This window comes from Rhizobium sp. CFBP 13644 (genome assembly GCF_014842165.1).
Classification (GTDB): Bacteria; Pseudomonadota; Alphaproteobacteria; order Rhizobiales; family Rhizobiaceae; genus Agrobacterium; species Agrobacterium tumefaciens_C.
This window is the reverse complement of the sequence record NZ_JACYVF010000009.1, coordinates 200406-211434: the sequence shown is the minus strand read 5'-3', so window position 1 is coordinate 211434 and position 11029 is coordinate 200406. Positions and strand designations below refer to the sequence as shown.

Here is an 11029-nt window from a genome sequence, read left to right as displayed (position 1 = left end):
TTGGATTTGACCAGTGCGTCGAGAGGCGAGACTGTCGCATCTCTAACTGGCCCAACTGTCGCATTACTATATAGCCGTTACATACAAAAATCACATAATATATATTATGGAACTTTTCGATATCTATATCTGGCAGATTGCCATTAAAAGCTGATCAACTCGGCAACAAAAGAACCGTGATATGCCATTGCCTTACGTGGAAAACCTCCACCGCAATCATATCTCTCCAGATGCTTCCCGACGTCTAATGTCGAGTTCTTCGGTGTAGCGTCGCAGCGTGTGGCTTTCGGTCAGAAGTCCAATGGGTCTGTTTTCGATTTTGTCGTTGACGACCGCCAGCGCTTCGCTCTCCGTGGTGTCGAACAAGGCTGCGGCTTGGCGGGCGTTCATCGTTGGAAGAAGCACGTCGCTTTTGTAACGTAGATAGGCTTCCAGGCTTATCTGCGTTGCGTCGCGTTCCATCGGGTCTGCATAGATTTCCGCGACCAGGACGATGCCGGCGTAGCGCCCGTCATCATGCACCATGATAACGCGTTGCGTCGACCCTAAGGAGAACTCCTCCTTGAACGCTGGCAAGCCCATGCTGACCTTGGCAGTGCGGACGTCTGCACGCATGATCTTGCCGACTGTCAGGTCTCGTATCCAACCAATATCGTGAGCACTGCGGATGCTTTCTCCGCGAAGATGGAAGCGCCACGTGGCGAAGGAATAGCCAAATGTCGTGCGCACAACCAGCGACGTTGTGATGACTGCCGCCAAGACCAGCACGGTGATCTGAAAGTCGCCTGTCAGCTCCAGAGCCAGAAATGTCATGGTCAATGGACCACCGATGATGGCCGCCGCAAAGGCACTCATGCCGATCACGGCGTAAACGATGGGCTGGGTGTCGACATATCCAATGTAGGGCGCGCAGATGGCGAAGATCTTGCCGATCAACGAGCCCATGAACAGCGAAGCGAAGAAAAGGCCACCTCTGAAGCTGGATCCGATGGAAATCGCGCTCGCCGCCGCCTTGAGCAGGAAAATACCGATCAAACCCGCCAATGTCATATTGGCGTCGAGGTTGAGATGCAGCGCGCCGTGGCCGCTGGATAGAACCTGTGGCGAAATGAGTGCCAAAGCACCTACGGCAACGCCGCCAATGGCTGGGCGCAGCCAGATGGGTATTCTGCTCTTTCGTGCAGATTCCTCGATGAATGAGACCGTTTGCATCAGCACGATGCCCACGCCGGCGCAGACCATGCCGAGGAAAATTGCCGGCACATAATCCGGCGGCGTCACTTCGCTGGTGCCGAAGATGTCGATGCTCAGACCATGCTGCGATAATAGCCCGGCAACGATGGTAGAAACCAGCGCCGAGACAATCAATGGTGCAAGCGTCACAATGGTATAGCTGCCGATAATCAGTTCGATGGCGTAGAAGGCGCCAGTCAGTGGGGCGTTGAAGGCGGCCGCAATTGCGCCTGCAGCACCGCAGCCAACGAGGATACGCATATCCCCTCGCCGCATTTTCAGGTTTACGCCGAGCTTGGACGCTATGCCACTGGCCACCTGTGTGTAGCCAGCTTCCAGGCCGACCGAGGCACCAAAGCCGTTGGAAATGATGTTTTGAATGCAAACGATGAGACTGTCGGTCAGGGAAAGCCGACCGCCATGAAGCGCGTTAGCCTCGATCGGGTCGATCATCGGCTTCTTACGGGTTCTGGAAATGACGAACATGAAGCCGCCGAGGAGAATCCCGCCCATCACGGGCCCAGCCAGCACGATCCAGCTGGACAGATCGCTGCTACTGAGCCTTTCTACGCCAAAGATGATGACGTGCAGTTGCGTGGCGATTGCGCTGATCAGGACGACGAAAACGCCTGCGCATGCACCGACTAAGATTGCGAGGAATACAAGTGCAAGCTCACCCCGGCGGAAAACGGCGCGAAGACGCGTTGTTCGCAGATTATCGAAAAAGCTTGAAAGGCTGGGTGCGCGGAAGGGTTTTGTAGACATGAAGTTCCTCCGGCATTTCCAAACGCCGTAAATTACGAATCCTGAGCGGCGACGTCGATTTCAAGTTGCATCTGGTCATAGCCAGGCTGAACGTGATCAGGCGTTTCGCGCATGACTGTGTCGTAATCAAGTGGCGTGTGCATATGCGTCAGCACGGCGCGTCTGGGATTAAGCTTTTCGATCCAGCCGAGCGCCTGTTCAAGCGAGAGATGGCTTGGGTGATATGTGTACTGCAGCGTATCGATGATCAGCAGATCTAGCCCCAGAAGCTTCGCGACAGAGTGTAGCGGAAAATCGCTGACATCCGTGCAGTAGGCGACATCGCCGATACGAAAACCGAGCGAATGCGTGTCGCCATGCTGCTGCATATGCGGCATGAAATGAATGGTTCCGCCTGCCCCGCTGATTGCAATTGGCGTGTCCAGATCGACAATCAGGTGGCCATCGATGATGGGCGGGTAATTGCTGCCTGGCGGCGTTTCCAGACAATAGGGAAATCCATCTCGAATACGCTTCATCGTGACGGTGTCTGCGTAGATGGGAACGCGTTTTCTGGTGGAGATGAAATAGCCGCGAAGGTCATCAATGCCGTGCAAATGGTCTGCATGGGCATGGGTGTAAAGCACGGCATCGATGTTCGACACTTTCGCCGCTACCATCTGGGCGCGGAGATCGGGCCCGGTGTCTATGATAACGGTGGTAACGCCGCCATCGGGCGCAATCTGTTCGACCATGAGGGCGGCACGACTGCGTTGGTTTCTCGGGTTTTTCGGGTCGCAAGCTCCCCAGTCGCCGTTGATCCGCGGCACGCCGGGAGACGAACCACAACCAAGTATCGTAAACCGACGCCGAAAGCCTGCCACAGCCTACACCTTTGTCATTTTCGAAAAGCAGCGAAAGGCGTTTTCCGTCGTGATCTTCGCCATCTCGTCAAAGCTGATGCCATGGACTTCAGCCAGAACTTCCGCCGTGTTGACCACGTAGGATGGTTCGTTGCGCTTTCCGCGCCAGCGTTTCGGTGCAAGATAAGGCGCGTCCGTTTCCACCAGCAAACGATCCAATGGCACTGTCGCGGCGATATCGCGGATATCCTGCGACTTCGGAAATGTCAGAATGCCCGAGAACGAGACGTATCCACCCAGTTCCACGCCAACCTTCGCCAATTCCGGTCCGGCCGAAAAGCAATGCAGAATGAAGGGGAATGCCCCCTTCCCGCTTTCCTCACGCAAGATCTCGATCATGTCATCATCGGCACTGCGGCTGTGAATGACAAGCGGAAGCTGCGTCACTCTGGCAGCCTCGATATGACGTCGCAGGCCGGTTTTCTGATCCTCCGGCTTTTGCGTGTCGTAGAAGTAATCGAGACCCGCCTCGCCGATTGCAACAATCTTGTCGTGGCTGTTGGCCAGCCGCACCAGATCGTCAGTCGTAATGTCGAGTTCTTCATCCGCATTGTTGGGATGCGTGCCGACAGAGCAGAACACGGACGGATATTTGTCTGCGATCTTCAAAAGCTCCGGTAGCCGCGCCACGCGGGTGGAGATCGTTACCATCTGTGCGACGCCCGATGCGTGAGCGCGCGCGATGAGATCGTCGCGCTCCTCATCGAAATCAGCGAAGTCCAGATGGCAATGGGTATCAATCAGCATGTTCAGTTCAAACCTCTGGCGCCACATAGCGCGGGAAGACCGGCTTCGGCGCTTCGAGCGGTGTACCCGGAACAAGTCGTCCCGCCTCACCCAGTGCTGCAAAGTCGCGCTTGTCAGCAGGTGCGGCAACCAGATCCAGCAGCTTTTCGCAGGACCCTGGCATGAACGGCTGAAGCAGGATGCCGATCTGGCGAACGACTTCCGCAGTTACGTAAAGCACGGTGCCCATCCGCTCGGGATCGGTCTTTTTCAACGCCCAAGGCTCCTGCCCTGCAAAATAGCGGTCCGTTTCTGAAACGACGGCAATGATCGCGGCAAGCGCCTTGTGGATCATCTGCTTGCCCATTTCATCGCGGCACGTTGCCTGCAACGCGTCGGCGGCTGCAAGCATGGCCTTGTCTTCATCGGTAAAGGCACCAGGCGTCGGAATCTGTCCGTCACAATTCTTGACGATCATGGACAGCGAACGGCTGGCGAGGTTGCCAATACCATTGGCGAGATCGGCATTGATACGGGTGGCAATGCCTTCTTCACTGTAGCTGCCGTCCTGACCGAATGAGACTTCGCGCAGGAAGAAATAGCGCACAGGATCCAGCCCGAAATGGTTCACTAGATCGACAGGATCGACGACGTTGCCGACGGATTTCGACATCTTCTCACCCTTATTGAGCAGGAAGCCGTGGGCAAAGACGCGCTTGGGCAGCGGCAGACCAGCGCTCATCAGGAAGGCTGGCCAATAGACCGCGTGGAAGCGGATGATGTCCTTACCGATAATGTGCGCGTCAGCAGGCCAATATTTAGCGCGCGGGCCATTCTTGTCTTCAATGTATCCAGTTGCGGTGATGTAATTGGTCAACGCATCGACCCAGACATACATCACATGCTTTGGATCATCGGGAACCTTGATGCCCCAATCGAATGTCGTGCGCGAAATCGAAAGGTCCTTGAGGCCGGATTTAACGAAGGAAATGACTTCGTTGCGGCGCTCTGAAGGGCCGATAAAGTCCGGCTGCTCCTCGTAGAGCTTCAGAAGCTTGTCTTCATATTCAGACAACTTGAAGAAGTAGCTCTCTTCCTCAACCCATTCAACAGGCGTGCCCTGTGGTCCGTAGCGAACGCCATCGGCACGCACTTCCGTCTCGTCTTCGGCGTAATAGGCTTCGTCGCGGACGGAATACCAGCCCGCATAGCTATCCTTATAGATATCGCCGCTTGCTTCCATCAGCTTCCAGCTGTTGCGCGACGTCTCGTGGTGGCGCTCTTCCGTCGTGCGGATGAAATCATCGTTGGACGCATTGAGCAGCTTGCCCATGGCGCGGAACTGATCAGAATTGCGCTGTGCCAACTCTTCCGGCGAAATGCCTTCTGCGCGGGCGGTCTGCTGCATCTTCTGGCCGTGCTCGTCGGTACCCGTCAGGAAGAAGACGTCCTTTCCATCCATGCGCTGAAAACGTGCCATGGCATCCGTCGCGATAAGCTCATAGGCATGGCCGATATGCGGCTTGCCATTGGGATAGGAAATCGCGGTTGTGATGTAGAAAGGTGTCTTGTCTGTCATGACGCTCGATCGGTTCTAGGGTCTGTTTTTGAGATAGTCCGCTCTTAGCCTATTGTTCGCACAAGCGAAAGCAAAAGCCTTAGAAATTGTGCGGTATCAAACCGAGCGCATATCTTCCAGAATGGACAGCACCATCTGTTTCTTGTCCAGATTATAAGCCTGCGCGACCGTGATGCGCTCTGTGAGTGTTGATGACAGGCGCGCATGTCGCTCGGCCGCCGCCAGATCACCCGCCATGGCCGCCGCCCTCGCCCGGTCCATCAGAGCTTCCGTGGCATGCTCCATAAAGAAACCGAGAACGATGTCACCGTCCTTTTGCGCAAGAACATCGGCCAGTTTGTGCATCTGCCTGCGCGCAGCCGGCCCGGTTGCCACCATGACTTCGCTGAAGACATCGACAATATCGGAGCCGCCATAATTCAAGAGCTTCAATGCCTGCGAGACGCTGCCTTTTGAGGCTTCGAGAAGCTTATCGCGCTTTTCGGCAGACATGGACAGCCCAAGATGCTGCAGCGCCCTCTCCATATCGTCGCTCTGCAACGGCAGCAGACGAAGCGGCATGCAGCGGGAGCGGATGGTGGGCAAAAGCTTGCCCGGCGCGTGGGACAGCACGAGGAAAAGAGCGCGTTTGGGCGGCTCTTCCAGTATCTTCAAAATGGCATTGGCAGCATTGCGGTTGAGATCATCCGCCGGGTCAATAATGACGATGCGCCAGTTGCCGGTGCCTGAAGTCTGCGAGAAGAAATGCCCTGCCCTACGCACCTCATCAACGGTAATGGCGGACTTCACCTTGCCCGTCTTTTCATCGACCGGGCGCGTGAGATGCAGCAGATTGTGGGATGCGCCAGAGGATATCTGACGGCTGACCATGGAGCCAGAGTCAGGATCGACAAGGCGTTCAGGCGCCAGCAATGGATCTGGATGGGACAGCACGTGGTTGGCGAACCGGAATGCCAGTGTAGCCTTGCCAATCCCTTCCGGCCCCTCGATCAGAACCGCATGGTGCCCTTTGCCAGAGCGGTAGGATTGCGCAAGAAATTGCTCCGCTTCATCGTGGCCGAATAATTTCGTATTCTCCTGGGGCGGAATTGCGCCATCCAGAACGCCCTGAGCGTCACTCATTCCGCAACGTCCGATCTAACAATTTTGCTCGCCAGAAGCGGCTCCACCAGCGCCCAAACGTCCTCAGTCACCTTTTCCTTGGGCTGTTCGGCATTGACGGTGCGGCAACGTCGGGGTTCATTGAGAGCGATATCGAGATAGGCCTCGCGGCGCTTCTCATGCGTCTCCAACTCTTCCTTCTCGAAGCGATCCGGCGTTGCGCCTTCATCTGCGCGCTTGCGGGCGCGGGCAAGACCAGCCGCGGCTGGAATGTCGAATATCAACGTCATGTCCGGCATCGTGCCATCAATGGCAATGCGCTGAAGCGTTTCGATGAACTCCGGCTCCAGATTGCCCGTCGCGCCCTGATAGACCCGCGACGAATCGAGGAAACGATCACACAACACGACAGAGCCGCGCTGCAAAGCGGGACGTATCACCTCTTCAACATGGTCGTTGCGCGCAGCCGCAAACAGCATCGCTTCCATACGCACGCCAAACGGTTCCGCCGCGCCAGAAAGAAGAACGTGGCGCACGGCCTCCGCGCCCGGTGATCCACCCGGTTCCCGCGTCACGACAACATCCAGACCCCGCGCGCGCAAGGTTTCAGCAAGAATATTGATCTGGGTGGATTTCCCAGCGCCCTCGCCGCCTTCAAAGCTGATGAACAATCCGGTGTTTTCGGGCAATTTCTCTTCCTGACTTCAGCAGTTCCGCCTGCTTGAGTTTAACCCATATAGAACTGTCGGCAAACCGGGCAAGTCACAGCCAAAAGAAAAGCAGTTCCTTCAGCGCGCCGGCGGCGTTCTGGGTCAAGGTCCCCTCTGTCACGGCAACTGTGGTGTAAAGCGGCACTTCGCGAAGCAGCTTCTCGCCGGAGAAAACCTTCAGCGTCGCCGCCTTTTGGCCAGCCTCAAGAGGTGCGTTCAAAGGCCAGTTGTAGACGATACGCCCGGAAAGCCGGTCTGGGTTGTTGAGAGGCACCAGCACGCTCACCGGCTCGTGCACGGCAAGGTCAACAGCGCTCAATGCGCCGCCATATACGCTGATATTCCCGACGGTTTCGTCCTTTTGAAACAGATTGCGCTTCTGAAAGGCCGTCAGCCCCCACTCCACCACCCGGCGGACTTCTTCCTGCCGTGTCTTATCGTCCGGCATCCCAGCCAATGTCAGATAGATACGGCGGCCATCCCGCTGAGCAGAGACCAGCGCTGAAAAACCGTGGCCCTCCGCAAAGCCCAGACCCATCCCATCTATACCATTGCCAAGTAGCGCGTTCTTGTTGCGCTGAAAGATCCGGTTCCATTCGAAATCCGGCTTGCTGAACAGGCTGTAGCGATCCGAGTAGGTGTCGTGAATATGCTTGCCCAGAACCACCAAGTCGCGCGCGGTTGTCTTGCTGACCTGATCTGGCAGCCCGGTGGAATTGGCAAAGGAACTGCCTGTCATGCCCAACGCGCCTGCGCGCTCGCTCATGCGCCTGGCAAATGCACCATCCGACCCCGCCATGCCTTCTGCGATGACAAGGCAACCGTCATTGGCGTTCTGCACGATGACGCCAGTCAGCAGATCATTGATTCCGACGGAAGATTTAAGCGCTGCGAACATTGTGGATGCGCGTGAAGGCGCGCCGCCTGTGCGCCAGGCATTTTCGGAAACCGGGTAGCTGGTCTCGGCGCTGATCTGGCCTTTGGTCAGCGCATCCATCACCAGCTCAACAGTCATCAACTTGGCAAGAGAAGCAGGCGGAAACTGTGCATTTTCATTGACGGCCAGCAGGACTGTGCCGGTCTCGGCATCAATCATATAGGCTTGCTGTGCCTTCAAGACCAAGTTGTTGCTGGCTTGAGCGTGTACGCCTGAAGTGCTTGCACCGAGAAGCGTTGCAACAACCAGAACGGTGCGAATTGATCGGTTCAGTATATCGCGCATCAAAACGTCAGCCCGTTGTTTTGCATTAACAATGCCTGCGCATTCTGAAGAATATGATAACCGCGCCTGACAGTTCTCACACACTGGTAGGCATACTGGATGCCTCAGTTCGCGGCAGAGATCAACGACCCCTGCCCTGTCTGTTTACGAAATCGAGAATGGATTGTTCGTTCAGGTTGCCCTTATTAACTAGGACCTTGTCAAAGGCGCTTGCTGCCTTGGAAACTGCTTTTGTCTCTTCGGAGTAGGCAGAGGCGAAACGAGCCGAAGGCGTCGGTGCACGCAGGTAGTTGCCCTCTGGGCGCTCTATCAGGAACGGGCCAATTTCAGGAAGCACGACGAATTGCTCGCTCGCGCCCTGTCCCATCACAGGTGCCGGACCATTGACCAGCGGCATGGCCTGCAATGCCTGACTTTTCTTTGAGCCGACCAGTGCTGTCTGAGCCGAGCCGCCATAGGCGGGGCTCTGTGGAATTGGAATATTGGTTGCCGAAGCAGACGCGACCATCACACCGCTTGCAATCTGGCCTTCAGGATTAATGCCCGGATTGCGGGAGCCTTTTGGCGAATATGACGCCATGAGGAAAGGCATATCGTGACCGTCCAGTGGCGCGCGCCCAACATATTGAACGCGGACATTGGCTGTTCCGGTGGCCTTCATATCAAGCAGGTCGGCGGTCTTGCTGGAAACGTCGATCAGACGACCCTCGTGGAAAGGGCCACGGTCATTAACGCGAACGACGACGGAAGAGCCGTTATTCAGATTGGTAACGCGTGCATAGCTGGGAAGCGGGAACGTTGGGTGAGCAGCGGAAAGGTGTTCCTTGTCATAGGCCTCACCATTGGCCGTCAGCCGACCGTGGAAAGCCGAGCCGTACCAGGACGCAAGACCGGATTTGTCGTAGTTCTGATCTTCCTTGGGGAAATAGCGACGACCTTTGACGGTATAGGCATTACCAACTAGGAAGCGCCCGCCGCCCTTGGGAACATTTGCACCATCAGCAACCCGCGGACTTGCCTTCACGCCATACTCGGATTCGGAAAAATATTCCTTGCTGCGCTTTGGCTTCGGCTTCGCATTGGTGTCCGACGTCGTGGAACAGGATGCGGTCGCCGCACATAGAACGGCAATGCCGAGCCACTTGGCGCTCACTCCGGCTTTCATAACAGCAGATTTCAAATCCATGCCCCGCGTTATTATGGGCCGCCTCCGCAGCAACCCCTCTATACCTCGATCGTCATGCCCTCTGACATCGAAGTACCTAACAGCCCCCTAATCTTGCCCCTAACATGGCGAAAATGCGAATGCCGATAACGATTTCACTAAAATTGTAATTAACGTGGTGAACCAAAGGCTAACGCAGGCATCGCCGCAGTGACGCAGAAATGCCTCCTATGACGGATTGACGAGCGGAGGCAAACCGATATAAAGCCACCCATAAGACGGATGGGTGTCCGAGTGGTTTAAGGAACCGGTCTTGAAAACCGGCGTGCGTGAGAGCGTACCGTGGGTTCGAATCCCACCCCATCTGCCACGTATGTTTCGCATACGTTCCTATATGTTCCGTTTTTGTATTGCGTAGCACGCCTTTTTAGGTTTCTGTGTTCCCATTCGTTCCTACCCCTTTTCATACAATCCCATGAAAAAGCGGGTACGGTTGCGGGTACTTTCAGAATGAAATGCGGGTACAGCGAGAACAAGCGTGCTGACAGACACAGCGATCAAAAAAGCCAAAGCCAAAGATAAACCGTACAAACTTGCCGATACAAATGGCCTCCATCTTTTTGTTGCCACATCAGGGTCAAAGAGCTGGCGCTACCGCTATTACTTCGCCGACAAGGAAAAACTGCTCGTTTTGGGCTCCTATCCAGAGGTGTCTCTCGTCGATGCACGCCGACTCAGAGATGATGCTCGAAAGCTTTTGAAGGATGGGAAAGACCCCTCAGCGCTGAAAAAGCTCGAGAAGGTCATTGGGCGAAAACAGGCCGCCGAAACCTTCCAGGCACTGGCCGAGGAATGGCACGAACATACCAAGCCAACATGGACTGATCGGCACGCGTCAGAGGTATTGGCGACACTGAAAAGAGACGTCTTCCCGCTATTGGGTGACCTGCCTGTCAGGGCCATTGACGCCCCTACGATTTTAGGGGTTCTGCGACTTGTCGAAAAGCGTGGTGCCGTTGAAACCGCCAAGCGCCTCCGGCAACGGATATCGGCGGTTTTCGTCTATGCGATCTCATCAGGCCGGGCTGATACTGATCCCGCCGCAATTGTCGAAGGCGCGCTGGCACCACTTGAGAAAGGGCGGCAGCCTTCAATCATCACGCTGCAGGGCGTTAGGCAGATCCTCGCAGACGTCAACGACACCCCTGCCCGCGGCTATACCAAACTTGCCATTCGTCTGTTGGCGTTGACCGCAGTTCGCCCAGGGGTTTTGGCGGAAACGCCGTGGAGTGAGTTCGACGAGCTCGACCCAGAAAATCCCGTGTGGGTAATTCCGGCCGCACGGATGAAATTGAAGAAGCGGTTCAAGAACGAGGAAGCCTACGATCATCACGTTCCATTGTGCACTCAGGCAATGGAGCTCATCGACGTCTTGCGGCGAGTGACGGGACGGTACCCATTCGCATTTCCGAACCTCCGAAAGCCAAAGCAGCCGATGTCATCCAACACTATGGGGTACATGCTCAACCGACAAGAAGATAGATGAAGCGATCAAGGGTGCAGTTGACGATGAGTTCCGCTACGGCGGCAATCTCAAAAAGCAGCTTACAACGGCTGTATCGGAAG

9 protein-coding genes and 1 tRNA gene are annotated in these 11029 nt (G+C 55.9%); 2 read left to right on the top strand and 8 right to left on the bottom strand.

The genetic code is table 11. The features are described 5' to 3' along the window. Nucleotides 1-216: 216 nt before the first annotated feature. The 8 genes from IFT53_RS20340 to IFT53_RS20305 all read right to left on the bottom strand — a co-directional run bounded on the left by IFT53_RS20340 (nucleotide 217) and on the right by IFT53_RS20305 (nucleotide 9424). Nucleotides 217-1998: a chloride channel protein gene (locus IFT53_RS20340; protein WP_192066316.1), complete on the bottom strand. Its 1782-nt coding sequence runs from the start codon at nucleotides 1996-1998 to the stop codon at nucleotides 217-219. A 32-nt stretch (nucleotides 1999-2030) separates the two neighbouring features. After that, nucleotides 2031-2861 (bottom strand): MBL fold metallo-hydrolase, encoded by an 831-nt coding sequence (locus tag IFT53_RS20335; RefSeq protein ID WP_192066318.1) that lies wholly within the window; start codon nucleotides 2859-2861, stop codon nucleotides 2031-2033. 3 nt (nucleotides 2862-2864) lie between these two features. Continuing rightward, the gene (locus tag IFT53_RS20330; RefSeq protein ID WP_192066320.1) at nucleotides 2865-3647 is read right to left on the bottom strand and encodes a TatD family hydrolase; all 783 of its coding nucleotides are present in this window, start codon (nucleotides 3645-3647) and stop codon (nucleotides 2865-2867) included. Nucleotides 3648-3654: 7 nt separating this feature from the next. Then, nucleotides 3655-5205, bottom strand: coding sequence for a methionine--tRNA ligase (gene metG / locus IFT53_RS20325; RefSeq protein WP_192066321.1), 1551 nt, complete (start codon nucleotides 5203-5205; stop codon nucleotides 3655-3657). A gap of 96 nt (nucleotides 5206-5301) precedes the next feature. Continuing rightward, the gene (locus IFT53_RS20320) at nucleotides 5302-6327 is read right to left on the bottom strand and encodes a DNA polymerase III subunit delta' (protein WP_192066323.1); all 1026 of its coding nucleotides are present in this window, start codon (nucleotides 6325-6327) and stop codon (nucleotides 5302-5304) included. Beyond that, complete coding sequence (tmk, locus tag IFT53_RS20315) at nucleotides 6324-6995, bottom strand: dTMP kinase (RefSeq protein ID WP_192066325.1); 672 nt, start codon at nucleotides 6993-6995, stop codon at nucleotides 6324-6326. Before tmk ends, IFT53_RS20320 begins: the two co-directional genes overlap by 4 nt. A gap of 73 nt (nucleotides 6996-7068) precedes the next feature. Then, the gene (locus IFT53_RS20310) at nucleotides 7069-8238 is read right to left on the bottom strand and encodes a D-alanyl-D-alanine carboxypeptidase family protein (protein ID WP_192066326.1); all 1170 of its coding nucleotides are present in this window, start codon (nucleotides 8236-8238) and stop codon (nucleotides 7069-7071) included. Nucleotides 8239-8359: 121 nt separating this feature from the next. Then, nucleotides 8360-9424: a septal ring lytic transglycosylase RlpA family protein gene (locus IFT53_RS20305; RefSeq protein WP_192066328.1), complete on the bottom strand. Its 1065-nt coding sequence runs from the start codon at nucleotides 9422-9424 to the stop codon at nucleotides 8360-8362. 259 nt (nucleotides 9425-9683) lie between these two features. Between IFT53_RS20305 and IFT53_RS20300 the strand changes: the two genes are divergently transcribed. Continuing rightward, a tRNA-Ser gene (locus IFT53_RS20300) sits at nucleotides 9684-9773 on the top strand. A 168-nt stretch (nucleotides 9774-9941) separates the two neighbouring features. After that, nucleotides 9942-10949, top strand: coding sequence for a phage integrase central domain-containing protein (locus tag IFT53_RS20295; protein WP_192066330.1), 1008 nt, complete (start codon nucleotides 9942-9944; stop codon nucleotides 10947-10949). The last annotated feature ends 80 nt before the right edge of the window (nucleotides 10950-11029 follow it).